Genomic DNA, 24564 nt, shown 5'->3' on the forward strand with positions numbered 1-24564 from the left:
AGCAGTCTCCTTGCCATGTTTGCCCCCTCTTCTCGGGCGGCTACCTCACCTCATCTGGGACGATAGCATCGTAGCGGGACGGGAATCCGCAGCTCGCGCGCATCATGCCCATGAGAGCAAGCGCACCATCCATGTCGCATGACCTCACGCGGGCGAGTTCATCCTCCGAGAGCAAGTGCGTCCTACAGTCGGCACGCCTGGGGGCGAGCTGATCGTCCGCGCTGCCGCTGCACGCGGAGTCGTACCAGCTGAGTTTCGCCCATATGCCGTCGCCCTCCACGAGGCGGACGGCCACGTCAGTCATCGCGTCGGGAGCCCCGAGTGCCCTGGCGGTGATGAGCGCCGTCGTGTCGAACTCCTCGAGGCCGCTGTCCTCGTACCAGACCGTGATCCTCATCTCGCATCGCCCCTCTCCCTGCGGTCGACCCTCCGGACTTCCTGTTGTCTCTGCCCCGTGCCGTCCTTGTTACGGGTGCTACGGGTGCCGCCTGTGCCGGCGGACCTGCGCTTGGTCGCGTGGTGCTTCGAGGCCCTCATGTTTCCGCTGGCGCGTGGCATCGTCTTGGGTAGGAGCCCGTACTCCTCGCAGCATTCCTGCACGTCCGAGAGGGTCCTGGCGTCCTGGGTGCGCCCCTCGGCTTCCGCCCGCGCGATCGCTGCGTCGACGCCGTGCAGGCTCCTGAGGCCTCTCGACCTCGACGGCGGAGGCTTGACCTGTGTCAATATTTCGGACGGAGGATTAGCATTCTGAGTGCAACAGGATGGACCGCTGTTAAAGTCAACCCCAGACTTACCGATTTGGGCAATATATCTACACCAGATGGGGGTGGTATTGAAAATCCATACCGAACAGATGTATGGAAGGATTCTGCAGATGTTCAGCTACGAAGACAATAAAAGTGCGATCGAGCTCTACTACAAGTGTGGCAGGAGGGTCACCCCACTGATCAACGAGCTCGGCTATCCCGACAGGCACACCTCTGTACAATTGGGTCAAAGACTATAAGGCGTCAGGTGCCATCCCAAAGGACGGCTACAGCAAGGGCATATACACCGAAGAGCAGAAGCGCACTGCGGTGGAGCACTACCTCGGCTACGGCAGATGGCAGGCCTTCACGCGCCGCGAGCTGGGCTACCCCTTAAAGGGGCTGCTGTCCTAATGGATCGACGAGCTCGCCTTCGGCGAGTGCAGGCCGGCAAGCCTGCAGCCATGCTGCCCCATGGAGGTAAAGCAGGAGGCACTGGTGAGGCTCGCTGCAGGAAAGGGCTGCGCCAAGGAAGTGGCGCAGGAGCTCAAGGGTCAGCCGTAAGGCACTCTGCTCGTGGAAGCACAAGCTGCCCGGAGAAGAGCCGATCGCAATGAGCGGATCAGAAATGGAGGGTGCCAAAGCCGCCCGCGGTAGCATGGCGCCCGGAGAAGCCTTATCAGCTGCAGAGGCGACACACGAGGAGGTCAGAAGGTCAGCCTGATGCGGGAACCCGACATGCTCGAGCTGATGTGCAAACTCATGCAGGGCGCGATTGAGCTTCCAGGAAAAGGGACGGAAGGCGACTTGGCAGGAGGCCTCACCAATAGGAACAAGACGATTGTGGGTGACGCTCTCAGGGAGGGATACTCACTCACCAGCCTGCTGTGCGCTGTCGACATGAGGAAGTCCAGTTACTTCTACTAGCTTGGTGCCATGAAGGCCGACAGGGATCCGGTATTTGGCATATTCGACGACAACGAGGGAGCCTATAGAAGGCGGTGCATCCACGACGAGATCGGAATGGTCGTCAGTAAGCGCAGGATTGCCTTTGGCAGCAAGAGCCGCAAGAAGAACAAGCGCTACGATTCCTATAAGAAAGAGCTCTTTGAGCATCCGAACAACAAGGTCAAGCAGGCCTTCCCAACTTCCTTGTGGCTCTTAGGCGTCACGCACTTTGAGATACCCACAGGCAAGCTCTACCTGAGCCCTATCCTCGGCTGCTTCGACAGCGCGATCGTGAGCTGGACGGTATCGAAGACGCCAAAATGGCGAGCTCAATGCTGCGTGTTGCGATCTTAACCATCACCGAAAAGCAGCGCAGCCATCCTATGATCCACTCAGATTGTAGCTGCCACTGCTGCTGGCCAGAAGTGGATATCGATCTGTAAAGAGGCCGGCATCGAAAGGTCGATGTCGCGCAAGGGCTGCTCTTCCGACCACCAGCGCATCAGAAGGCTTTCTTCGGAGCTTCTGGAGACGGAGGTGTTCAGGAAGCACAAGTGGGGTGGCGTGACCCTTAAGGAGCTGAAAAACGCATCGACCACTACATTGTCTGGTACAACACGACAAGGCGCAAGCGCTCGCTTAAAGGAGTGAGCCTAATGGAGTTCAGGCAGAGCCTCGGCCTCGCGCTGGCAACTTAGGTTTGTAGGTGGAATGGTACGGAAAACCGTTACCACCCTCATCTGGCGCATTCCTTTGCCTTGATTGGCAGCTTCTAGATTGCTATTAAGATGCGCCAACTCAATGCTACGATCGTCGAGTGCAATACCGCCTACGGCGGTCAGCGCAGCACAACCGAAAGCATCCGCGTATCACGGCGGATCATAGCGTCACTTCGATCGCCGATGTTGATATGATGGACGCGGACGACTCGATGAACCTGCCCGTCACCAGAGGCCCCCACCTCACAGAGGGCCTGGTGGGATTGCATCTGGCCAACTATGACTATGTGGTATCGCTTGCGCACTTTAAGGGCCACACGATGGACGACTTTGGCGGAGCGGTCAAGAACTGCTCAATCGAGATCGCCTCCCGTGTAGGGGAGATGCTGATCCACTCAGCGGGTGCCTCGAGCACAAGCTGGGGCAACCCTTCACAGGACGATTTTCTGGAATCGATGGCGGAAGTGGCCAAGGCGGTGAGCGAACACTTTGGGGCGGCGGCTCCATGTCCTATGCCAACGTAGCGAATCAGGGTTATGTTTCAAAAAGTGTGTCCGGATTGATTATTCACCGCCTGCAATTCGTGGGCATGTGAAACTCGCTCCAGACTATCCCCGTGTCGTATTCTTCGGGCGCGCCGTCGTTGTGTCTCTTGTCCGATGATACTGTCGCGAACAGGCCGTAGGCCGTCGACCTCGTCGTCGGTCGGCATGACGCGGATGATATCTGCCGGCGGAAGCGGGCTTTCCGTGTGCATGTAGCACCACCAAAAGATCGCCTTGACGCGGTGCAGGAGCAAAAAGCCCGCGGTGGTGCCTGAACACGTCTTGGAGCCTGGCGTTCACGCTCTCGACCGCGTTGTTGGTCGAAGGCCACTCGCCGCCGTATTCCTGCTGCATCTCGACGAACGTGAACAGCGTCTCGTCCTTGACGAGCTTGTTCAGGATCCTCCTCGCCTCGCACAGGCGCTCGTGGGTGTAGACCCTCCTGCCGTCCTTGACGGTGAACTCCTTCAGAAACGTCGCCCATTTAGTGCACCATGCGCTGTACTCCAAGAGCCACGCCGTGGCGAAGCCGACGTCCTTGAGACTGTTGGCGGACCCCCGCCTCGAGCTTGGGTTTCAGGGTCGTGCAGTGCTTGACCTGGTTGGCCACATGGAAGGTGCATCGCTGCACGTTCGTGCCGGGCCACACCTCCCTTACCGCCGCGAAGAGCGGCGAGATGCCACAGATCGCCATCCTGGGAGCGGAGATGCACAGCATCAGCGCCGCCCAGGCGGACCCGCACACGCTTTGCGCCAGGTGCCAGCCGACGATATGGCCGCCCGCCACGGTGACCAGCACGACGGCCTTCCTGCGAAGCCATATGCCGTCCAGGAACACAACGTTGTGAATCTCGCCGCTGCCAGACACTATCGGCCATATCCTCCAGGCCCACACTGTCTTGTGCCAAAACGTCGATCTGCTGGTCTTCAGATCCACTATCGCGTCCTTTGAGAGCAGCCACCTCAAGAAGGCCGCGAGCTACTTTGCGGCCTTATCGTGCCTGCGCACGAACGAGGCACCGTAGCCGCTGCAGCGCCATCTCTGCGTGCCCGCCTTTGTCGCCTTGTTCTTCTTCATCTTGGCTTTGCACGAGGGGCATTTTGGATTGCTCACGGCCCGCTCCTGTCTCTAGGCATTTTTCCCGCATAGGAACAGCCTGTCTGAGCAGGCGTGTCAAGGGCAAGCCGGACACACTTTTTGAAACATAACCCGCGAATCAGCTCTCCGTTGACTGCGACTCAAATCCCGCAGAGCCCGAGATGGCCGATATCGGGATCCTCGCTTCGCTTGATCCGGTGACTGGGTTTGCGTCGATCTGGTCTATCAGGCTCTGGACGGCTCGGCGCTTCAGCAGCGTATTGAAAGCCGTGACGGTACCCACACGCTCGGCCACGCAGAGGAGATCGGGCTGGGACCCAGCACTACAACTTGGTGGAGCTCGACTAACTTTCAGGGTATCGGTACTGTCTCAGTAGTATCGGTATCCATACGATCTCGGGAAATGCAGATAGTTGAAGAACAAGCACGTCAGATACCTAGATTTTAGAGATCGTGAGAAGAATGCGCCCTGAGGGTGCACGGGTGAGCTGTGCCGGTTTATCCTTATATAGCTGTAAACGTCAATCGATACGTATTTATATGTACGCGTATCTGTCACAAAGGACGGGCATGACAGGAAGACACTATCCGCGCTCCTCAAGCACGACCGCCCCCCGCCATTCTGCGCATTCTCAGAAGCTGGCAGGTGGAAGCCATTTTCCTTCTCAAGAACATCAGGCAGCCGGGCGTGGGAGGCACATGTCAGTGCCCGAGCCTGAGCCCAAGCACAAAACCGGGCTCTATATGCTCCTGTTGATCCTGGGCCTTATCGTCTGTCTTGTCCTCTGCGCCGCGGTGATCCCTGCGGCAGTTCAGAAGGCACGCGACCATGAGGCGATGACCCTTGTTGCTCCGGGCACGACCGTCGACGTTGAGATCCCTGAAGGGGCTGACGGCCAGTCGATCTTCGGTGCGCTCGTGGATGCCGGCTTGCTCACCAATGATCAGTCGAGCGACTTTATGCACGCGGCGCTCGCGCAGGGCAACAACGCCCAGAATATGCAGGCGGGCACCTATACCTTTACCGGCGGCATGACACCGGAGGAGTTGGCCCAAGCCCTCGTAGCGGGTCCTCAGTACAATGCGGCCTATACGTTAACGATCCCGGAGGGATACACCGTCCAAGCGATCGCCAACGCGATCGAGAAGAACATCCCCACGATCTCTGCGGATGACTTCATGGCACAGGCGAAAGCCTCCAACTATGTGAGCGACTATCCGTTCTTAGCCGATGCGGCGGACAACTCCCTGGAAGGGTTCCTCTTCCCGAGGACCTACAACTTCCACAAGGACGTCGATGCGGATACGGTCATCCGCGCGATGCTCGACCAGTACCAAAGCGAGATCGGCGCACTTGATTTTGAGACTGCGCGGCAGAATATCGCCACCACCTACGGGCTCGACTTCAGTGACTATGACTTCCTGAAGCTCGCTTCCATCATCGAGCGTGAGGCGGCAAGCGACGATGACAGACCGACGATTGCTTCAGTTTTCTACAACCGCATGCGTGACGGTATGCCGCTGCAGTCAGACGCCACGAGCGAATATTACAAGGGTGACGCGGTGACACCGGATGATCTGCAGCAGAACAATCCGTACAACACCTATCTGAACGAAGGATTGCCCCTCACTCCGATCTGCTCTCCCGGTGAAGCTTCCTTGCAAGCTGCACTCAATCCCGCCCAGACCGACTACTACTTCTTCTACATCATCAAAGATGGTGACGATTCCCACAGCTGGTATGCTGAGGACTACGATCAGCACCTGGCCAACATTGCGGCTGCGCAGGAGCAGTACCCGGATGCCCAGACGCAGGACGAAGAACAGGGCCAGTAGTCTCTATGTCGCTGCTGACAGCCTCTGCTTATATTGAGTGCGTGGATCTGATCGATCTCGACGCGCTCAAAGCATATGGGTATCGGTTCCTCTTGATGGACCGTGACAATACCTGCATGCCGCTGAATACCTTTACAGTCCCTCCCGATATCGAGCGCTGGTTTGCCAAAGCACAAGCCATGGGCTTTGAGACCTGCCTTGTCTCCAACAACATCTTCGGGGATTCTGTGAAAGCTTCCGCAGACAAGCTTAACTCGTCTGCGATCTATGCGGCGATGAAACCCTCACCTTTTGCGCTCCTCAATGCGATGCGTGAGCGGGACTATACCAAAGACGAGACAGTGCTCGTGGGGGATCAAGTTTACACCGATGTGGTGGCGGGAAATTTAGCCGGAATAGCGACGATCTTGGTCAAACCGCAGTCAGATACGGATCTGTTCTACACTAAGGTGTTAAGAAAGCTTGAGGTGCCGGTACTGAAAGATCACCGGTACCGGAAAGGCCCGCATCGGTGATTTGCCTTCTCGCGATAGCCATCGGCGTGAGCGTGCGCGATGCCCGAACGAGAATCATTGATAACGCATCTTGCATTTTTATAACCGTGATCGGGCTGGCGTTTCAAAGCCTGAGAGCTCTCCATCCTGAAGCGGTACTGTCCGTTCCCGGATGGGGTCGGTTTGCTGAGCGGCTCAACACTCCCGCGTTCTGCATCCTGTTTTCGATGCTCTTTTTAACATGCGCAGTTGCGATCGAGTTCCTCTATCGCCGGTTCACTCAGCAGGCCGGCTTTGGTTTGGGCGATGTGAAGTATGCAAGCGCCTGGGCGCCTCTTCTGGGAGAGTGGATCCTGCCAGCGCTGTGCACTGCACTGCTTGCCGGAGCGCTCGTCGCCTGGTTGCGGCATCAGGAGACCTTTGCTGCAGGTCCCTGGCTTTCAGTTGGATTTTATAGTGTCCTGCTTGCTTTAATGCTCGCTCCCTGATGTGGAGTACCAAAGCCGCTCCGTGAGCCTTGTGTGTAACGTGGTAAACTTATCATTTGGATATTTGTGTACATGGAGGTTGCACGTTGGGTTCGCTCGGGGAAGGATATGTTCATCACCAGGGATGTGACCATATCTTTTTTATCGGTTTTCTTGGAGCAGGGAAGTCGACACTCGCGCGCAACTTAGGCAGGCTCTTCTGTCGCGGCTATGTCGATACCGACCGTCTGGTCGAACGCAACTTCGGCAAGTGTGTCTGCGATATCTTCGAACAGGACGGCGAAGAGGCTTTCCGCGATGCGGAGACCGAAGTCCTGCGCAGCCTGAAGGGCCGCAAGTCCCTGCTCGTGAGCTGTGGGGGAGGCATCGTGGAGCGCCCCGGCAACGCACAGCTGATGCACGAGATGGGGAAAGTGGTCTATCTGGATGGGGATCTTGAGGATTCCCTGAAAAAGATCCGCCACACCGAAGGCAGACCCGATCTAGGCTGCTGTATGAAAGACACAAAGGCGTGCTACGAACGGCGCCGCCCGCTGTATGAGAAGACCGCGGATTATACGTTGGATATCCATAACAAGAGTTTTCAAGAGGTGGCCGATGCGGCCGTGCAGCTCCTCTGGGAGAAAGGTTTGCTATGAGTGACAAAGAACACAACCCCACCGCTCCCGAAGAGCCAGTACAGCCAAAGGATGCCGACCCGAAGCTGGAAGCGACCCGCCAGTGGGTTTCGATCCCCCAGAATTCCTGCAATGTCCGTATCGGGCATGGGAATCTGCAACGGTTCGGCTCAGACCTGATCACCTTTGTGGGCAAGCCCCACAAAGCGATGCTCCTGAGCGGTGAGAATGCTTCCGCTGAGTTAGTTGAACATATCTTTACAGAGATGACGAGCGAGGGTTTCTCGGTGAAGCGGGGCTCAATCCCGGATGGGGAGGAAGCCCTCAAGATTGAGAGCGCGCCTGCTATCTACCGTAAGCTCGATGAGGCGGGGATCACAAGCGACGATGCGATCGTGGTTGTCGGTGACGCCGCTCAGCTTGACCTGGTCTCTTTTGTGGCAGGCGGCTGGTGCGGAGGTACTCCGGTTGCAGCGATCCCGCTCGATGTGGAAGCGCTCATGTGTGCGACGGTTACGCCGGCAGGACTCACGGTAGGGGGCCATCCGGGTATGGTTCAGGGGCGCAACAGCATTAGGAATGTGTTTGCGGACTTCGCGGTGATGAGCCTGGAGGAGTCAGAGCAGCGCAGTCGAGCGCTTGTGACGATGGTGGCTACGGCGGTTTCAGATACCCAGAATGCCTTCGAACTGCTCTACAACAGACGGCAGGATCTGGCAGACAACAATGAGATCGTGTGGCGTGACCAGTTCAACGAGAGCCTCAGGAGCCGCGGACGGATCGTCTCCTCAACTTCGATTGCAGTGAGACAGTCGCTGGAGTATGGGCAGACCTTCGCGCGGGCCCTCAAGGAACTCACCGGCGATGAGTTCCCTAACTCAACCCTCTTTGCGGAAGGGCTGCGGTTCATGGCACGGCTCGCCTGTGTCGAGGAGGGGTTCTCGATCGACGATATGCTCGCCCAGGATGAGGTGCTTGAGACCTTTGGATTGGGTACCGTTCAGGCAACGATCGATCCGGACGACCTCTTCCGCGTGATGCACCGTATTGCCTTCATGCGGTCAGATCGCTTTATGGTGGCGCTGCCGAGGGGCTTTGGCCGCGTGAGGCTCGCTACGCTCGATCCGGAGAGCCTGAAAGAAAACCTTGCGGCCTGGTGTGCCCAGCATGCCAAACTGCAGACTGATAGCGAACAACAGACAGATACAATTAGATGAGGAGTGAGTGATCACAGTGGTTGATGCAAAAGCGTGCGCTCAGCGTGTGGAGCGACTGAGAGGGGTCATGGCGGCAAAGGGCTACGATGCGGTAGTTCTGCGCAACAACGCTGACCTGCGCTGGCTCACTGGCGCGCAGCGTACCTTCGACGACGAAGTGGCGCACACTGCATTCGTTGCAAAAGATGGGCAGTGGCTCCATACGGATTCCCGCTACTACGGTACCTTCATCGACCGCCTGGGGAAGGATACTCCTTGGGTGATCGACCAGAAATATATCGGCGCCGCTGACTGGGTGGCGCAGCGCGTACTGGAGACCCACGCCCGCGTGGTCGCGCTTGAGGACACCCAGGATCTAGCCTTCGCTGAGGCGCTCACCGAGGCGCTTAACCATGCTTCACTCGGGTGCTTGCTGCCTCACATGCACGGGGATGTCTCAGCCCTGCGTATTGTCAAGGACGCCGAAGAAGTCTCCCTGATCAAGCACGCGCAGTCCATCACCGATGCGGCCTTCGAACATATCTGTGGCTTCATCAAGCCGGGCATGACTGAGCTCCAGGTACGCACCGAGCTTGAGGGCTACATGTTCAGCCACGGTGCAGATGCGCTTTCCTTTGACTCGCTCATCGCTTCCGGTCCGAATGGTGCCAACCCGCACGCCCAGCCGGGCAGCCGCGTGATTCAGGAGGGTGACATGATCGTTATGGACTACGGCGCCGGCTACCACGACTATCACTCCGATATGACCCGCACGGTCTGCGTGGGTGAGGCTTCCGAGGAGCAGAAGAAGGTCTATGCGGTTGTCCGTAAGGCCAACGAGACCTGTGAAGCTGCAATCCACGAGGGTGTCACCGGCAACGAAATCCACAACCTCGCCGTCAAGGTGATCACAGACGCTGGCTACGGTAAGTACTTCAACCACGGCCTGGGCCACGGTGTCGGCCTTCAGATCCACGAGCTCCCACTCTTCACCCGTGCCGCCGTTGGCGCAAAGAAGACCTCCGCTGGTGCGGTCGTCACGGTCGAGCCGGGCATCTATCTGCCGGACAAGTTCGGAATCCGCCTCGAGGACTTCGGACAGGTCACCAAAGATGGGTATGAAGTCTTTACGCAGTCTCCGCACGAGCTGCAGGAGCTTCCGGTGAAATAAGTTTTCTATACCTTGTGTGCTGAATGGGATACAGCGCCTCCAAGCGCCAAGGGAGCGTCGTATACTATCGTTCACACAACAGTTTTTTGGTGAAGGAGAGTTATTTGTGGCAACGCAGACTATCAGCACCGCTGATTTTAAGAATGGCATGGGTCTCAAGATCGGCAACAAGTACTACACGATCGTTGAGTTTCAGCACGTCAAGCCCGGCAAAGGTGGCGCCTTTGTCCGCTATAAGATCAAGAACCTGAAGGACGGCCGCACGATCGAACAAACCTGCAACGCAGGCACCAAGTTCGAGAGCGTCCAGCTTATTACCCGTGAGATGCAGTATCTCTACAACGACGGTGACTCCTATTACTTTATGGACAACGACACCTACGAGCAGATCCCAGTCTCCAAAGACTTTATCGGCGACAATGCCAAGTGGTTGGTGGAGAACGACAACTGCTCGCTGCTCTACGCCGACGACGAGCTTTTAGGCGTGACACCTCCGATGTTCATCACCGTTGAGATCACGCAGACCGATCCCGGCTTCAAGGGTGATACAGTCCAGGGCGGCACCAAGCCCGCGACGATTTCCACCGGTGCGCAGATCCAGGTCCCGCTCTATCTGAACCAGGGCGACAAGATCAAGGTCGACACCCGTGACGGCAAGTTCGTCCAGCGTGTCTAGGTTTTACTGCATGCGGTGAATGTTTCAGTGTCTTATCGTTTCGGTGAGGCGCTTTCGTTGTGTTGAGTACACAGCACATCAGTTTTGCGTATACTTAAGTACATACAGTGTGCTTTTGTTTTAGTTTTAATGGAAGGACTGTCCATGGACGAGCTCTCAATCGCGGGCATCGGCATCTCACGCCAGGTTGTCGCAAGTGTCGTGGCACTGGCAGCGGAAAAAGTAGAGGGGGTTGCCTCTGTGGGAGGTAACGGGAACATCACCTCGAGCCTGATCCGCATCTTTACGCAGAAACAGTTGAACACCACCGACGCGGTCGAGGCTGAGGTCGAAGGCGGTAAGCTCAAACTCACCGTCCATCTGGCTGCGTTCTATGGGTATCCGTTCCGTGAGCTTGCCGATGCGGTACGCAATGAAGTTGCCCGTGCGGTCAGCGAGCAGATCGGTGTCGAGGTTGCTTCGATCGATATCGCAATCGACAGCCTTGTGTTTCCCAAGGAGTAAGTGTTTTGGCTCATCATCGTTTTGGTGGAAGAACTTTGGCGCGCAGCCAGGCCCTTCAGCTCGTCTTTCAGGCTGAGGCAACCGGCCGCAGCGTCGATGAGGTGCTGGCGGGTGACTATGTGATCTCCGACGGACCGCTCGACCCCTTTGGCGAGAGGCTCTCCCGCGGGTGCTGGGACTACATCCCCGAACTCGACCGCATCATCGAGGCGGTCTCCACAAACTGGTCCCTGAGCCGGATGCCGGCGGTGGACCGCAACCTACTCCGCTTGGCGCTCTATGAGATCCTGGAGGTCGACGACGTCGCGTTGCCGGTCACGATCGACGAGTGCGTGGAGCTCGCAAAGGCCTTCGGCACCGACGAGTCCTCCCGCTTTATCAACGGCGTCTTAGGGCACATCGCCCGTGAGCTTGACCAAGGCAAGGACCTGGAAGGTCAAGTTGAGCGCGAACGCGCCGCGCGTCTCAACGCTACACCGGCCACGCAAGCATCTCAGGGTGGCGGGCATGGCGAAGATTGATGCCGCAGACTATACCTCATTTCAGGCGATCTCGGATCGGCTGGATGAACTGGTCGCAGAGGTAAAAAATAAAGATACGTCACTTGAGCGTTCTCTCGATATCTACGACGAAGCGATTGCACTAGGGTCAAAGGCGATCAATCTGGTGGATACGCCGGACCCCCCTTCAATGGCAGGCAGTACCAACAATGCAAAGTCAGGCGAATAGGCGTGGCAAAACGCAGGCGCCTCGACGAAGAACTGGTCGCACAAGGCTATTTTTCTACGAAGGATAAGGCCTACCGCGCAGTTCTGGCGGGGGAGGTCTCCGCTTCAGGTGAACGCCTCGACCATCCGGGTGAGGCGGTCAAACCGGGCTTAGCGTTGCACGTCAGAGGAACAAGACCCTATGTGAGCCGCGGTGGGCTGAAGCTCGCCGGGGCTCTCGATGCATTTAAGGTAGACCCGAAAGGATTGCGCTGCCTCGATGTGGGCTGCTCCACCGGGGGCTTTACCGATGTGCTGCTGCGACGCGGAGCGAAGAGCGTACTGGCGGTCGACGTGGGCTACGCCCAGTTTGCCTGGGAGTTGAGGAATGATTGCCGCGTCGAACTCTTGGAGCGCACCAACATGGTGGATGTGCCGACCCCGGAGCGGCAAGGCACGATCGATCTGGCGGTGTGTGACGTCTCTTTTACCTCAGTACTCACCGTATTGCCTGCGGTTCTGGAATTGTTGACCGATACAGGTAGCCTTCTTACCTTAGTCAAACCGCAGTTTGAAGCGCCCCGCGATCAGGTGGGCGAAGGCGGTGTCGTTCGCGATCCAAACGTGCGCCTGCAAGCGCTCAAGAGAGTGGCCTTTGCGTTTCAGGAGGCGGGGCTCACACCGGTCGGTGCCTGTCCGAGCCCCATCAAGGGGACCAAAGGAAATCAGGAATATCTGTTGTTGGGTGACCGGAAGACGGCTGTCACAGGCACGTTGGATCTGGAGTCGGTGGTGAGGTCTTCAACGTCGATTTTACCCAAAACAGAACACATGTACTAGTAATCGATCCCGGTGGCTGATATACTGCCTGAATGGTTGCAAGAAAGGCTGTGAGGTGCGCGGCATGAAAGTGCTTATAGTTCCCAATTATTCCCGTCCGGGAGCGGTAAAGGGGGCAAACACACTCGATGCCTGGCTCAAGAGCCAAGGCCACGAAGCAGTGTGGACACCGGATATGACAAGCAAAGAATATAACCATGTCACCGCGCAGGGGTGCAATCTGGTGGTATCCCTGGGCGGTGATGGCACCTTGTTGCGTGCCGCACGTATCGTGGGCTACGCAGAGATCCCGCTGATCGGCTTCTCCTATGGGCACCTGGGCTTTTTGACGACTGGGAGGCCCTCCAATTTAATCCGGACCGTCAGTGAAGCGCTCGAAGGTGAGATGCACGCTTCACACCGAGCGACCCTCTCCATTGAAGCCGACTATTACTTCCCCGATGGGACGAGCTACACGGAGCGCAGATTCGCTCTCAATGATATGGCCCTCACCCGAGGGAGCTTGGGCGATGTGATCTCGTTTGACGTTGGAGTTTCCGGGAACCACATCGACCAAATCCAGGGTGACGGATTCGTCGTGTCGACTGCGACCGGTTCGACCGGCTATGCGCTGGCTGCCGGCGGCCCAATTGTGACCCCTGAGTTCAACGGAATGGTCTGCGTCCCGATTGCTCCACACACGATTCTGGCGCGGGCGTTTTTGACCTCTGAGTCGGAAATCGTTGAGATCGATATGTCTCAGGAGCGCCCTGTGGAGCGGACCGTGCTGGCGGATGGTCAGCCGATGGGTCAGCGCGGTGGACGAGCGATGCACATCAGAGTGCGCCGCGGCCCCGGTGACATTATCCTGCTCGACCGCTCCTCACAGAGCTTCTATGAATCGGTTTCCAGAGTCTTCTACGGGAAAGTGGCTACCGATGATCGATGAGATTAAAGCGGACAATGTCGCTTTGATCAGAGAGGCAACGCTTGAATTTTCTCCGAAGCTGACCGTGTTGACCGGTGAGACCGGTACCGGCAAATCCGCGTTGCTCTCCTCACTGAAGCTGTTGATCGGAGACCGTGCGAACACTTCTTCGATCCGGGAAGGCTCATCCGAGCTGGAAGTTGAAGGCCGCTTCTTTTTGGGAGATAAGGAAGAGGACGGACATATCGTCCGCAGAAGGCTCTCCCAAGACGGGCACGGTCGGGTTGAGATCGACGGCCATCTCGCTACGGTCCATGAATTGGCAGACACGCTCGGAGCGAGCGTTGATCTGTGTGGACAGCACGAACACCAGCGGCTGATGGACACTTCGACCCATGCGGAGCTCCTCGATGCCTACGCGGGTGAGGCGACCCTGAGCGCACTTGAGCACTATAGAAGCGCTTTCAAAGAGGCTCAGGCGGCACACCGTGCCTTGAAGCGGATCCAGAAGGCTCGCGCCGACAGCCAGGAGAATGCCGAGCAGGCCGCCTTTGTCTTGAATCAGATTGAGCAGGTCGATCCCTCTCAGGAAGATTACGAGGAGCTTCAAGAGGAGCTGCCGCGTGCAGAGCACGCAGAGATGCTGATGAGCGCCGCGGATGCCGCACACCGGGCAGTGACCGAGGACGGTGGCGTCTCCGATATTTTAAGCGGTGTGATCCAACAGCTGCAGGATGCTGCGCGCTACGATGAGAAGCTCAAAACCTATGCGGACAATCTGGAAAGCTCCCTGATCGAGGCGGAGGACGCCGCCTCAGAACTGCGTGACTACCGCGATTCGGTGGAGCTTGATCCGGAGGAGCTGCAGCAGCTTGAAGAGCGCAACTCTCAGTATCAGGGTCTGCTGCGCAGCTACGGCCCTGACCTAGAACATGTCCTGAAGCGTCGGGATGAGGCCGAAGAGTTGGTCGCTGTAATCCAGGACGGCGATGAGCGTGAGCGGGAAGCACAGAAAAAGATCGCTGAGGCAGAGGATAAGCTCAAAGCTGCTGCCGCAGCTTTACAGAAGCTGCGCCATGCCGCAGCACCGAAGCTCACCAAGGCCATCACCGCGGTGATGGGACAGCTCGAGATGGATGGAGCTGCAGTCACCTTCTCGATCGAGGATCTGCCCCGTAAGGAGTGGGCTCAGGAAGGTCCCTCTGCGATCGAGCTCATGTACCGTCCGGGCGCCGGACTCTCCCTGCGTCCGCTGCGCAGGATCGCTTCAGGCGGTGAGCTTTCCCGCGTGATGCTCGCCTCGAAGGTAGTACTTGGCAACGCCGACGCGATCGACACCTTGGTCTTCGACGAGGTGGATGCGGGCGTCGGCGGGGCAACTGCCGTGGCTCTGGCACAGGTGTTGGCGCAACTCGCGCAGACCCATCAGGTGATCGTCGTGACCCACCTGGCGCAGGTCGCCGTCGTCGCGGATACCCAGTACGTGGTCGATAAGACCGAGGGCGATGTTCCGGAAACCAAGATCCATAAGGTGGAAGGGGAGAAGCGCGTGCGCGAAATTGCACGGATGCTCTCCGGCGACCAATCTGAAGCCTCGCTCAACCATGCACGGGAGATGCTCGAGCATGCACATGTTAACAATTAAATAAGTAGGGTGATGAAGGTAGGAAATCGGCCTTTTAGACCGGTTTTAGGATTAGAATATAATCCCGTGTAGAAGATCGCGTTTTTATTTGGAAGGGTCTACATGACCAAGCATATCTTTGTAACGGGCGGCGTTGTGTCTTCGCTGGGTAAAGGAATCACGGCAGCATCGCTGGGGCGTCTTTTAAAATCACGGGGCTATAAGGTGATGATGCAGAAGGCAGACCCCTATCTGAATGTCGATCCGGGTACGATGTCACCCTTCCAGCACGGTGAAGTCTTTGTGACCGAAGACGGCTATGAGTCCGATCTGGACCTGGGCCACTATGAGCGCTTCATCGATGAGAACCTTACGCGCAATTCCAACTTCACGACCGGTGCGATCTACTCTTCGCTGATCAAGCGCGAGCGCCGCGGTGATTTTCTCGGCGGTACCGTACAGGTCATTCCCCATGTCACCAACGCAATCAAAGAGCGCTTCCGCCGTATCGAGGAGCAATCGGGTGCCGATGTCGTGATCACCGAGCTCGGCGGTACGATCGGCGATATTGAGGGGCAGCCTTTCGTTGAGGCTATCCGTCAGTTCAGACGTGAAGATGGCCCAGGCAACACCCTCGTGATCCATGTGAGCCTGGTGCCTTATATCGCAGCGGCCCACGAGGTCAAGACAAAGCCGACGCAGCATTCCGTAAAGGAGCTGCGCTCGATGGGCATTCAGCCGGACTTCATTGTGTGCCGCTCCGACCACGAGGTAGAGGCTCCGATCCGCGCCAAGATTGCGCACTTCTGCGACGTCGATGAGGATTGCGTCTTCGAGAACTCCGATTGCCCGTCCATCTACGACGTGCCGGTGCACCTCGCGGCGCAGGGCTTCGACGCAAAGGTCTGCGAGAAGCTCGGGCTCGATCCACGTACCTCGGATATGTCTGACTGGAACGACTACACGACCGCGATGCATGCCGCAAAGGCAAAGCCGGACAAGACGAAGATCCGCATCGTCGGCAAGTACACACAGCTGCCGGATGCCTACCTCTCCGTGATTGAGGCTTGCGGACATGCAGGTGTCTACTTCGGCCGCAATCTCGATGTCAAGCTGATCGACGGTGAGGAACTCACCAAGGACAACGTCGAGGATGTGCTCTCCGACGCTGACGGTATCCTCGTTCCGGGTGGCTTCGGTCAGCGAGGCGTTGAGGGCAAGATCCTGGCAGCGCACTTCGCACGTACCAAGAAGATCCCGTATCTCGGCATCTGCTTAGGCCTGCAGGTTGCAGTCAGTGAATTTGCACGCTTTGTCGCCGGTATGCCGGGCGCCAACTCCACCGAGTTCGCGCCGGATTGCTCCTACCCAGTGATCGATATCATGCCCGACCAGCAGGACATCACCGAGAAAGGCGGTACGATGCGCCTCGGTGCCTACCCGTGCAAGATCGTGCCAGGTACGCTTGCGGATGAGGCCTACGGTGAGCCTTTGATCTACGAGCGTCATCGCCATCGCTATGAGGTCAACAACGCCTACCGCAACAAGTTGCAGGAGGCCGGTCTTGTGATCGGTGGTCTCTCCCCGGACGAGCGTTTAGTCGAGATGATCGAGCTGCCGCCAGACGTGCACCCTTGGTTTGTCGCCTCACAGGCACACCCTGAGTTCAAGAGCCGTCCGACCAAGCCGGCGCCGCTGTTCCGTGAGTTTGTCCGCGCCGCGATCGGCCAGCACGAGGGTGTTGATCGCCACGACGTTACGCCGGATTAGAACCGAATCGCTGTGAACCTACAACAAGCGCTTGAAGAGTATCTGGGCTACCTTGCGATTGAGCGGGGTAGCTCTCCTCATACCCAGGAAGCGTATCGCCACGATCTTCAGGGCTATCTCGCTTTCTTGAAGAAGCGCGACATCGAGGAGCCCGACCAGATCAAGCGTGAGGACATCGAAGCCTATGAGAGGCACTTGGAAGGGGAGGGGCTTGCCACCACATCGGTCAAGCGGGCCTTGAGCGCGATCAAGAGCTTCCATCGGTTTATGGTGGCCGAGCAGATCGCTGCGACCCATCCCGCCGCGGGGGTTCCACTCCCAAAGAAGGAACAGAGACTGCCGGAAGTCTTAAGCGTCGAGCAGATGCTCAAGATCCTCGACCAACCCTATCCCCAAACTCCTATCGGGCAGCGGGACCGTACGATCATTGAGGTGCTCTATGGGTGCGGACTTCGGGTCTCAGAACTCTGTGGACTCGATCTCTCCGCAGTGCTGCTCGACGACGAGCTGCTTCGGGTCTTTGGAAAGGGGTCCAAGGAGCGCATGGTGCCCCTTTTGGGGACCGCGCAGGAGGCGATGCAGGACTATCTCACGCACTGGCGCGCTGAGCTCGTATCGAGCCACTCACACGATGCGGTCTTCTTAAATGTCCGCGGGGGCAGGCTCACTCGGCAGAGCGTCTATACGATCGTGGAGCGCGCCGGTCGCACTGTCGGTATCAGCGGGCTCCATCCCCACACCCTGCGGCACTCCTTCGCGACTCACCTTCTGGAGGGTGGAGCAGACGTCAGGGTTGTCCAAGAGCTTTTGGGCCACGCCTCCATCACTACCACGCAGCTCTATACACACCTTGACCGCGGCCACATCCGGATGACCTACCTTTCGGCCCACCCCCGAGCCAACAGCCGTCCAATGCGTCACAAATCCAACAAATGAGTGGGTGCACGTTGAGAATCAATCTCCCACATTGAACAGAATATTTGTGGTCGAGTTGGATCTCTACCCCTATATATAGTGGTCAAACAATATTCTGTGTCACACCCCACTTGAGCTGGGTGGATATAAAAAGGTGGGAGAAAGTGTAGGAAAGTGTTGGAAAATGGGTTCGTGTGAAGGTATAGTTGAATACACGCTCTAGGAGGCATCACAAACGTCGGGAGGTGGCAGATGTACCTGACTGGCGAAAAGCAACAGAGGTTGGACGCAAAACTGCGTTTGACCTTGCCAGCAGACTTTCGTCACCAATTTGGCGAGCGCGTTTGTTTGGTGCCTCTGAAGGACGCTGTGTGGGGCTTTACCCCCGAAGGCCATCAGGCTTGGACAGCATCCTATTTCCCCAACGGGTTTAATCCCCGCGATCGGGAACAGGATACGTTGCAAAGAACACTCATGAGAAGAACCGTAACGGTCGAGATCGACTCGGCGGGACGCGTTGCGCTGAGCAAGCTTCCCAAGGATAAGCTTGAGCGTCTCGGTATTTCCCGCGATGTGGAGGTCCTCGGTAACAGGGATCATTTTGAGGTGTGGGACCTCGATCACTTCAATGAACTCAACACCGAAGACGACGACGAACTCGACAACCTGATGTTTGATTAAGCTGACGGAGGAATGTTTCTTTGAAAGTCGAATATCGGCATACCCCTGTGATGCTCAAGATGGTGCTCTCTCACCTGGATCCCCAACCGGGGGAGACAGTGTGTGACTGCACGCTCGGAGGAGCGGGCCACTCGGTCGAGCTCGCCAAACGGATTGCCCCGACGGGGCTGTCTCTTGGGATCGACCAGGACGATATGGCTCTCACTGCTGCGCGCGAGCGCTTTGCGCGTGAGGTGCCTGAGGCCCGGCACAAGTTTTTGAAGGGCAACTTCGGTCAACTCGATAAGCTGCTCGTTGAAGCCCAAGTGCCTGGTGTGGACTGCTTTCTCTTCGATTTGGGTGTCTCATCGCCGCAACTTGATATACCAGCGCGGGGGTTCTCATACCATGAGGACGCACCGTTGGATATGCGAATGGATCCGAGGAACAATACCTTAACCGCATGCGAGGTCGTAAACACCTACAACGAAGCAGACCTCACTCGGATTCTTCACACGTATGGGGACGAGAAGTTCGCCTCCTCCATCGCGAGACAGATGGTCCGTCGTCGTGCCAAGAGTCCAATCAATACGACGCTCGAGCTTGTCGATGTGATCAAGGCAGGCATCCCTGCCAAGGCACGTCGAGCAGGTCAGCATCCCGCGCGCAAAACATTCCAAGCTTTGCGCATCGAAGTCAACGGTGAACTCGACGCTCTGAACGACGGGCTACGTCAAGCCATGCACTGGTTGAATCCGGGCGGCAGGCTCTGCGCGATCTCGTACCACTCGCTTGAGGACCGACTCGTGAAGCACATCTTCCACGAGTTTTCGCAGGGGTGCATCTGTCCACCGGACTTTCCGGTCTGTGTGTGCGGACACGTGCCGATAATCGAAGTGGTCACCAGAAAGCCTCTGGTGGCAACCGAAGAAGAAGTGGAGGCAAACCCACGTGCACGAAGCGCTTTGATGCGGGTCGCTCGTAGGCTTGATACGACCGGTGCACCGAAGATGCGCAATTGATGTGATCAACTCGACAGAGTTGTTTGCATATGACGCACTACCTATGTACTACCAACGCACGTTAAACACACTACATTTGCATCTGCAACGCAGCTTAAAAAATGAGGGGAAATAAGGTATGAGGTACGATTTCTCTGAGGCGTACAGCCTCGATGATTTTGGTGACAGCTCCCAGAGGTACGCTACCTCTACCTCTCCCTCCTTCGACGTAATCGAGGGCGCAGGCTTGGACCAGCAGGCCCGCCAAGGCGTCTCCGCACAATTTCTGCAACACGTGAGGCTTGCAATCGCGATCGCCTGCGCTGTTCTTACAATCGGCTTTGCCCGCATCACGCTCTCTGCCGCGACGGTCTCTTCACTTCAGGCGAACTATGCCTTGGAAGACCAAGTCACCACGGCGCAGGATCTGAACAATGACCTTCGGGTCTGTCGCTCAGTGCTTTCAAACGGCAGCCGGATCGAGCGTCTGGCGACCCAGCAGTACGGCATGTACCTTGCCGCCCCTGAGGTGCTGATCGCCTCTACGGATACGGATGATACAGATATGAGCGCGATTGTGAATGCTGGCCCATCCGCAGGTACTACGGATTGTGCCAACACCCAAAACTGATCACCTACGTAAGGTGTAAGCTTTTCCCATGAGACATTCGGGAAGAAGACATCACACACGGGCACAGCGCCCCCCATACGATAGAGGGCGCAGTGATCCATACCGCTCCTCGTTTGACGAGAAGCGCTCCTGTGCGTCTCGATCATATCGTTCTTCTTACAGTGAGAGGAGCACCGATACCCCCCACAGGCACCGCTTGGCCTATGGCAATAAACGCACAGATACGCGCCGCTCTTCATACGATGAGGGGCGTACCCATTCCTCACGTCCAAAGCGCAAGCAGGGTGGCTCTCCCATGGCGCTATGGGCAAAGCGCTTGGGGGTGGATCGACGTTTAGTCGTCCTCTTTACCGTCTTGATCGTTTTGTGCCTCTGTGTCGTGGGGAGACTAGTCTATCTGCAGATCTTACGAGGGCCGGCGCTCGCTGAAGAAGCCTCAAACAACCGGACCAACGAGATCGTGCTGCCCGCCAAGCGCGGGACAATCTACGATCGCAACGGGAATGTGCTCGCGATGAGCCAAGCAGCCACGACGATCTATGCCAATCCCAACCAGGTCTCCGATAAAAACCAGGCTGCACAGATTCTGTATGACGTACTGGGTGGCAACAAGCAGGACTATCTCGATATCCTGAACCAGGATACGACCTTTGCCTATGTGAAGCGCAAGGTGGATCCTGACCAGGCTGACCAGGTACGTGAAAAGCTGTCAGACAGCGACATCGCGGGTATCTACTACCTGGACGACTCCAAGCGGGTCTACCCGTATGGCGCTCTCGCGGGGCAGATCTTAGGCATGCTCGGCACAGACAATGAGGGGCTTACGGGTCTCGAGCTCTACTACAACGATGTGCTCTCAGGCACGGATGGGTCAATGACGCTGGAAACCGGTGCGGACGGAACCCCGATTGCCGGTGGAATCTCCGAGACCAACAAGGCCACTGACGGGTCGGATATCGTCCTGTCACTCGATATCGACGTGCAGACTGTGATGGAGAATACCCTGCGCAATGCCCCGAAGACCTACGACTCCGACTCCGCTTCGGCGATGGTGACCAACCCCAAGACCGGGGAGATCCTGGCGACCTGCTCGACGCCCTTTGCAGACCTCACCGATCCGGATAGTCTCACCAACGACGAACTGAAGCTGAGGATGGTTTCGGATATCTATGAGCCGGGCTCAATCTTCAAGATCATTACCGCCGCCTCAGGCTTTATGAACAATACCTTCACTGCGGACACTACCTACGATGTCCCGGTGCAGATCAAGGTCGGCGACGACTACGTGACCGACTCCGTGAAGCGCAATGCGATGCGGATGAGCGTCAGGACCGTGATGGAGCGCTCCTCAAACGTCGGTGCCATCCTGATGGCGCGCGATGTGGGGGCCGAGCAGTTCTCCTCGACGGTCAAATCCTTAGGCCTCGGGCAGCGCACCGGCATCGACTACCCAGGTGAACTTGCGGGCGATGTGGCTGACTACGACGACTATACGTCGATGACGCTGTCGGACATGGCATTCGGGCAGGGCCTCGCAGTCCCGCAGGTGCAGATGGTGCAGGCGGTCGGCGCGATCGCCAACGGCGGTACGCTCGCGACCCCGCACTTCCTAATCCAAAAAGATGGGCAGGATGTGACCTGGGCAGCCAAGGGGCAGGTGTGTACCCCGGAGGTGTCGCAGCAGATCTCAGATCTGTTGCAGGACGTCGTGGCGAAGGGCACCGCCAAGCAGGCGAGCGTGGCAGGCTACAAGGTAGCCGCCAAGACCGGTACCGCACAGATGTCTTCGCAGGATTCTGGGTATGCGAAAGGAATCTATATGAGTTCACTGATCGGCTACGCGAACGCCGATGATCCGGATATATTGGTTTATGTGGGCCTCAACGGGACGCCACATTTTGCGGAAAGTTCATCGTCCTATATGTTCTCGAGTATCATGAGTGAGGCATTAAAAGATGAGGGAGTTCCGCGAGCATCCTAGGAGTAGGAACCATGTTGCATATATCAGTCAATGAACTTTTACAGGTGACCGGAGCGCAGCTGATCGCCGGCTCCCCGGAGCACGCCGTGACCGGCTGTGTGATCGATTCGCGTGAGGTCAAGCCGGGCGCGCTCTTTGTCGCCTTCCCAGGTGAGCATGTGGACGGAAACACCTATGTGGCCAAGGCGCTTCAGGCCGGCGCCGCCTGTGCGGTTGTCACACGCAAGCCGAATCAGGATGCGCTCGATATCGCCCGTCGGGGCGGCTGTGCGATTGTCCACGCTGCGAACGGCGACCCCGAAGAGTTCATGCTGCGTCTCGCAACCTGGTGGAGAAACCAGCACCCCGATTGGTTGGTGTGCGGTGTGACCGGGTCGGTGGGGAAGACCACGACCAAGAACATGACTGCTGCCGCGCTCGGGGCGAAGTTCCATACCCACGCTACCAAAGGTAACTTCAATAACCTGATCGGCGTGCCGCTGACGCTCTTTGCGGCGCCCGATGACGCCCAGGCGCTTGTCGTCGAGATGGGGATGAACCACAAGGGCGAGATCAGACGGCTCGCTGCCGCAGTCCGCCCGACCGTTGCGATCATCACTAATATCGGGACGAGCCACATCGGCAATCTGGGGTCACGTGAGAATATCGCGTGCGCCAAGGGGGAGATTCTTTCGGGTATGCGCCCGACAGCGCAGGCATTCCACAAGATTGCACCCTGTCTGGTCCTCAACGCGACCGATGACTACGCTGACTTCATCGCAAAGACCTTTGCGCGTCCCGCTGGCGTTGAGGTGGTCTACGTCGATGGAGACAAGGGCTGCGTGCAGGCTCACGATATCACCCTCAATAACCAAGGCTACGCGCGGTTCACGCTTGAGTTTGCTGACGGCTGGAAGCGGCAGGTCTCCCTGCACATCCCCGGACGCCATGCGGTAGCCGACGCGCTCTGCGTGCTCGCGATCTCTGAGCGCTGTCACGTCGACCGTGAGGAAGCGGTCCTGGCGATCACACAGCTCCAAGGAGAGCAGATGCGCCTGCAGGTCAAGACCGCACCCGGCAAGGCGCAGGTGATCGACGATACCTATAATGCCTCGCCGGCTTCCGAGGCGGAAGCGCTCGATGTGCTGAACCACATGAGCTGCTCAGGCAGAAAGATCGTTGTCCTGGGTGAGATGGGGGAGTTGGGTTCCGAAGCCCGGAAACTTCACGGCTACGTAGGCGCCTATGCCGCCGCGATCCACCCCGCCATGCTCGTGACGATCGGCCACGATCTGGCGCACTGCATCGCTGAGGCGGCCGAGACGATGGGACTCTCCGAAGACAGCATCGTCTCGTTTGACGATGTAGACTCCGCACTCAAAGTGATCAAACCGATCCTCAAACCTGAGGATCTCGTCCTGGTGAAGGCGTCGAGGGCAGAGCGTCTCGACCGATTCGTAGAAGGGGTGCTCCAGCAATGCCGCTGATTGGAAGTACGTCCTACCCGAGCGCGTTGGTATTGGTTGCCGCGGCGATCGCGGCGGTCGTCACCGGTATTGCGCTCGTGCCCTATATCCGCTTCATGCGGCGTGAGCACGTGGGACAGCAGGTCCGTGCGGACGGCCCGAAGCGCCACCTTCAGAAGCAGGGTACCCCGACCATGGGCGGCATCGTGATCCTCGCCGTTGCTCTCGTCGTGACACTGATCATGGCGCCCAAGACCCCCTACTTAGGTCTCGCGATCTTCGGCATGCTCACCACTGGCGCGTTAGGTTCGCTCGATGATATCGAATCCGTCGCACATGGCAGATCCCTAGGGCTTACCCCTTCGCAGAAGATGGTGGGGCTGACGCTCATCTGCGTAATCTTTACCCTCGTAGCGGTCAACGTCTGCGGCATCGCGCCGACGATTCGCTTCCCGGGTGGCGCCGTCGTCAATCTTGGAGTTCTCACCACCGCGATCGGTGGGGTTCAGATCCCCTGGCTCTACATGCTCTTTGACTTCCTGTTGCTCGCCGGCTTCTCCAATGCAGTGAACCTAACCGACGGGCTCGATGGCTTGGCAGCCGGGACCGTGACGGTCGCGCTGTCCGCTTTCTCACTCATCGCGGCTACCCAGAGCAAGGCAGATCTCGCGGTTCTGTGCGCCGCACTCGTCGGCGCCTGCATCGGCTTTCTGTGGCACAACTGCAACCCTGCAGCGGTCTTTATGGGCGACACGGGCTCGCTCGCGTTAGGCGGTGCCTTCGCGTCGGTCGCGATCCTCACTAAGACTGAGATCTTTTCCCTCATTATGGGTGGCCTCTTCATTATCGAAGCCGTTTCCGTCATTATCCAAGTCGTCAGCTACAAGACCACGGGCAAGCGCGTCTTTCTGATGGCGCCGTTGCACCATCACTTCGAGAAGAAGGGCTGGCCTGAGCAGAAGGTCGTCGTCCGCTTCTGGATCGTCTCTGCGGCCTTTGTCGTCCTGGGAGCTGCCCTGTACTTTTAGCACCTGAAGGGTCTTC

General features: G+C 57.8%; 31 protein-coding genes. 26 read left to right on the plus strand and 5 right to left on the minus strand.

Annotated elements, in window-relative coordinates; translation table 11 throughout:
- Positions 1–40: 40 nt before the first annotated feature.
- Positions 41–397 (minus strand): hypothetical protein, encoded by a 357-nt coding sequence (locus J4859_RS06585; protein WP_212334445.1) that lies wholly within the window; start codon positions 395–397, stop codon positions 41–43.
- Between the two features lie 477 nt (positions 398–874).
- On the opposite strand from J4859_RS06585, the gene J4859_RS16860 reads away from it, so the two are divergent.
- The 5 genes from J4859_RS16860 to J4859_RS06605 all read left to right on the plus strand — a co-directional run bounded on the left by J4859_RS16860 (position 875) and on the right by J4859_RS06605 (position 2937).
- The gene (locus J4859_RS16860; protein ID WP_256436840.1) at positions 875–1006 is read left to right on the plus strand and encodes a hypothetical protein; all 132 of its coding nucleotides are present in this window, start codon (positions 875–877) and stop codon (positions 1004–1006) included.
- Positions 1007–1469: 463 nt separating this feature from the next.
- Positions 1470–1673 (plus strand): hypothetical protein, encoded by a 204-nt coding sequence (locus J4859_RS06590; protein ID WP_212334447.1) that lies wholly within the window; start codon positions 1470–1472, stop codon positions 1671–1673.
- A gap of 9 nt (positions 1674–1682) precedes the next feature.
- Entirely contained in the window at positions 1683–2048 is a 366-nt protein-coding gene (locus tag J4859_RS06595) for a hypothetical protein (protein WP_212334449.1), read from the plus strand.
- 236 nt (positions 2049–2284) lie between these two features.
- A complete protein-coding gene (locus J4859_RS17625) occupies positions 2285–2392 on the plus strand; it encodes an IS3 family transposase (RefSeq protein WP_212335166.1) in 108 nt (35 codons plus the stop codon).
- Positions 2393–2511: 119 nt separating this feature from the next.
- On the plus strand, positions 2512–2937 hold the full coding sequence (locus tag J4859_RS06605; RefSeq protein WP_212334451.1) for a DUF362 domain-containing protein: 426 nt from the start codon (positions 2512–2514) through the stop codon (positions 2935–2937).
- 84 nt (positions 2938–3021) lie between these two features.
- On the opposite strand, the gene J4859_RS06610 is transcribed toward J4859_RS06605, so the two are convergent.
- The 4 genes from J4859_RS06610 to J4859_RS06620 form a co-directional block, all read right to left on the minus strand.
- The gene (locus J4859_RS06610; protein WP_212334452.1) at positions 3022–3468 is read right to left on the minus strand and encodes a hypothetical protein; all 447 of its coding nucleotides are present in this window, start codon (positions 3466–3468) and stop codon (positions 3022–3024) included.
- A complete protein-coding gene (locus tag J4859_RS06615) occupies positions 3443–3925 on the minus strand; it encodes a hypothetical protein (RefSeq protein ID WP_212334454.1) in 483 nt (160 codons plus the stop codon). The genes J4859_RS06610 and J4859_RS06615 overlap by 26 nt, the downstream gene beginning before the upstream one ends.
- 12 nt (positions 3926–3937) lie before the next feature.
- Positions 3938–4072, minus strand: a complete 135-nt coding sequence (locus J4859_RS16865) for a hypothetical protein (protein ID WP_256436841.1) — start codon at positions 4070–4072, stop codon at positions 3938–3940.
- A 103-nt stretch (positions 4073–4175) separates the two neighbouring features.
- A complete protein-coding gene (locus tag J4859_RS06620; RefSeq protein WP_212334456.1) occupies positions 4176–4352 on the minus strand; it encodes a hypothetical protein in 177 nt (58 codons plus the stop codon).
- 410 nt (positions 4353–4762) lie between these two features.
- Between J4859_RS06620 and mltG the strand changes: the two genes are divergently transcribed.
- The 21 genes from mltG to mraY all read left to right on the plus strand — a co-directional run bounded on the left by mltG (position 4763) and on the right by mraY (position 24548).
- Positions 4763–5893 carry an endolytic transglycosylase MltG gene (gene mltG / locus J4859_RS06625; protein WP_212334458.1) on the plus strand — a complete coding sequence of 377 codons (1131 nt, stop codon included), beginning with the start codon at positions 4763–4765 and terminating at the stop codon, positions 5891–5893.
- A gap of 5 nt (positions 5894–5898) precedes the next feature.
- Positions 5899–6408, plus strand: a complete 510-nt coding sequence (locus J4859_RS06630) for a YqeG family HAD IIIA-type phosphatase (protein WP_212334460.1) — start codon at positions 5899–5901, stop codon at positions 6406–6408.
- On the plus strand, positions 6405–6875 hold the full coding sequence (locus tag J4859_RS06635; protein ID WP_212334461.1) for a prepilin peptidase: 471 nt from the start codon (positions 6405–6407) through the stop codon (positions 6873–6875). Before J4859_RS06630 ends, J4859_RS06635 begins: the two co-directional genes overlap by 4 nt.
- Positions 6876–6961: 86 nt before the next feature.
- A complete protein-coding gene (locus J4859_RS06640; RefSeq protein WP_212334463.1) occupies positions 6962–7513 on the plus strand; it encodes a shikimate kinase in 552 nt (183 codons plus the stop codon).
- Positions 7510–8709, plus strand: a complete 1200-nt coding sequence (locus J4859_RS06645) for a hypothetical protein (RefSeq protein WP_212334465.1) — start codon at positions 7510–7512, stop codon at positions 8707–8709. Before J4859_RS06640 ends, J4859_RS06645 begins: the two co-directional genes overlap by 4 nt.
- Positions 8710–8725: 16 nt before the next feature.
- On the plus strand, positions 8726–9859 hold the full coding sequence (locus J4859_RS06650) for a Xaa-Pro peptidase family protein (RefSeq protein ID WP_212334467.1): 1134 nt from the start codon (positions 8726–8728) through the stop codon (positions 9857–9859).
- Between the two features lie 106 nt (positions 9860–9965).
- On the plus strand, positions 9966–10535 hold the full coding sequence (gene efp / locus J4859_RS06655) for an elongation factor P (protein ID WP_256436843.1): 570 nt from the start codon (positions 9966–9968) through the stop codon (positions 10533–10535).
- A 144-nt stretch (positions 10536–10679) separates the two neighbouring features.
- Positions 10680–11039: an Asp23/Gls24 family envelope stress response protein gene (locus J4859_RS06660; protein WP_371812203.1), complete on the plus strand. Its 360-nt coding sequence runs from the start codon at positions 10680–10682 to the stop codon at positions 11037–11039.
- Positions 11040–11074: 35 nt separating this feature from the next.
- The gene (gene nusB / locus J4859_RS06665) at positions 11075–11560 is read left to right on the plus strand and encodes a transcription antitermination factor NusB (RefSeq protein ID WP_249113785.1); all 486 of its coding nucleotides are present in this window, start codon (positions 11075–11077) and stop codon (positions 11558–11560) included.
- Positions 11547–11768, plus strand: a complete 222-nt coding sequence (locus tag J4859_RS06670) for an exodeoxyribonuclease VII small subunit (protein ID WP_212334474.1) — start codon at positions 11547–11549, stop codon at positions 11766–11768. Before nusB ends, J4859_RS06670 begins: the two co-directional genes overlap by 14 nt.
- Positions 11769–11770: 2 nt before the next feature.
- Positions 11771–12586 (plus strand): TlyA family RNA methyltransferase, encoded by an 816-nt coding sequence (locus J4859_RS06675; protein ID WP_212334476.1) that lies wholly within the window; start codon positions 11771–11773, stop codon positions 12584–12586.
- A 64-nt stretch (positions 12587–12650) separates the two neighbouring features.
- A complete protein-coding gene (locus tag J4859_RS06680; protein ID WP_212334478.1) occupies positions 12651–13514 on the plus strand; it encodes an NAD(+)/NADH kinase in 864 nt (287 codons plus the stop codon).
- On the plus strand, positions 13504–15138 hold the full coding sequence (gene recN, locus J4859_RS06685) for a DNA repair protein RecN (protein ID WP_212334480.1): 1635 nt from the start codon (positions 13504–13506) through the stop codon (positions 15136–15138). Before J4859_RS06680 ends, recN begins: the two co-directional genes overlap by 11 nt.
- 102 nt (positions 15139–15240) lie before the next feature.
- The gene (locus J4859_RS06690; RefSeq protein WP_212334482.1) at positions 15241–16887 is read left to right on the plus strand and encodes a CTP synthase; all 1647 of its coding nucleotides are present in this window, start codon (positions 15241–15243) and stop codon (positions 16885–16887) included.
- A gap of 12 nt (positions 16888–16899) precedes the next feature.
- Positions 16900–17823: a site-specific tyrosine recombinase XerD gene (gene xerD, locus J4859_RS06695; protein ID WP_212334484.1), complete on the plus strand. Its 924-nt coding sequence runs from the start codon at positions 16900–16902 to the stop codon at positions 17821–17823.
- A gap of 231 nt (positions 17824–18054) precedes the next feature.
- Positions 18055–18483, plus strand: coding sequence for a division/cell wall cluster transcriptional repressor MraZ (locus J4859_RS06700; RefSeq protein ID WP_212334486.1), 429 nt, complete (start codon positions 18055–18057; stop codon positions 18481–18483).
- 20 nt (positions 18484–18503) lie between these two features.
- On the plus strand, positions 18504–19484 hold the full coding sequence (rsmH, locus tag J4859_RS06705; RefSeq protein WP_212334488.1) for a 16S rRNA (cytosine(1402)-N(4))-methyltransferase RsmH: 981 nt from the start codon (positions 18504–18506) through the stop codon (positions 19482–19484).
- A 118-nt stretch (positions 19485–19602) separates the two neighbouring features.
- Positions 19603–20094, plus strand: a complete 492-nt coding sequence (locus J4859_RS06710) for a cell division protein FtsL (RefSeq protein WP_212334490.1) — start codon at positions 19603–19605, stop codon at positions 20092–20094.
- Between the two features lie 196 nt (positions 20095–20290).
- Positions 20291–22075 carry a penicillin-binding protein 2 gene (locus tag J4859_RS06715; protein WP_249113787.1) on the plus strand — a complete coding sequence of 595 codons (1785 nt, stop codon included), beginning with the start codon at positions 20291–20293 and terminating at the stop codon, positions 22073–22075.
- 11 nt (positions 22076–22086) lie between these two features.
- A complete protein-coding gene (gene murF / locus J4859_RS06720) occupies positions 22087–23541 on the plus strand; it encodes a UDP-N-acetylmuramoyl-tripeptide--D-alanyl-D-alanine ligase (protein ID WP_212334492.1) in 1455 nt (484 codons plus the stop codon).
- Complete coding sequence (gene mraY / locus J4859_RS06725; RefSeq protein WP_212335174.1) at positions 23538–24548, plus strand: phospho-N-acetylmuramoyl-pentapeptide-transferase; 1011 nt, start codon at positions 23538–23540, stop codon at positions 24546–24548. The genes murF and mraY overlap by 4 nt, the downstream gene beginning before the upstream one ends.
- Positions 24549–24564: the final 16 nt, after the last annotated feature.

The organism is Atopobium sp. oral taxon 416, from assembly GCF_018128285.1.
In the GTDB taxonomy this organism is placed as follows: domain Bacteria; phylum Actinomycetota; class Coriobacteriia; order Coriobacteriales; family Atopobiaceae; genus Olsenella_L.

Coding starts and splice junctions, on each gene's coding strand:
- murF (WP_212334492.1), top strand. CDS start 22,087: ATGTTGCATATATCAGTCAATGAACTTTTACAGGTGACCGGAGCGCAG.
- J4859_RS06670 (WP_212334474.1), top strand. CDS start 11,547: ATGGCGAAGATTGATGCCGCAGACTATACCTCATTTCAGGCGATCTCG.
- J4859_RS06710 (WP_212334490.1), top strand. CDS start 19,603: ATGAGGTACGATTTCTCTGAGGCGTACAGCCTCGATGATTTTGGTGAC.
- recN (WP_212334480.1), top strand. CDS start 13,504: ATGATCGATGAGATTAAAGCGGACAATGTCGCTTTGATCAGAGAGGCA.
- J4859_RS06645 (WP_212334465.1), top strand. CDS start 7,510: ATGAGTGACAAAGAACACAACCCCACCGCTCCCGAAGAGCCAGTACAG.
- J4859_RS06585 (WP_212334445.1), bottom strand. CDS start 397: ATGAGGATCACGGTCTGGTACGAGGACAGCGGCCTCGAGGAGTTCGAC.
- J4859_RS06660 (WP_371812203.1), top strand. CDS start 10,680: ATGGACGAGCTCTCAATCGCGGGCATCGGCATCTCACGCCAGGTTGTC.
- J4859_RS06680 (WP_212334478.1), top strand. CDS start 12,651: ATGAAAGTGCTTATAGTTCCCAATTATTCCCGTCCGGGAGCGGTAAAG.
- J4859_RS16860 (WP_256436840.1), top strand. CDS start 875: ATGTTCAGCTACGAAGACAATAAAAGTGCGATCGAGCTCTACTACAAG.
- J4859_RS06700 (WP_212334486.1), top strand. CDS start 18,055: ATGTACCTGACTGGCGAAAAGCAACAGAGGTTGGACGCAAAACTGCGT.
- J4859_RS06690 (WP_212334482.1), top strand. CDS start 15,241: ATGACCAAGCATATCTTTGTAACGGGCGGCGTTGTGTCTTCGCTGGGT.
- J4859_RS06630 (WP_212334460.1), top strand. CDS start 5,899: ATGTCGCTGCTGACAGCCTCTGCTTATATTGAGTGCGTGGATCTGATC.
- J4859_RS06590 (WP_212334447.1), top strand. CDS start 1,470: ATGCGGGAACCCGACATGCTCGAGCTGATGTGCAAACTCATGCAGGGC.
- J4859_RS06595 (WP_212334449.1), top strand. CDS start 1,683: ATGAAGGCCGACAGGGATCCGGTATTTGGCATATTCGACGACAACGAG.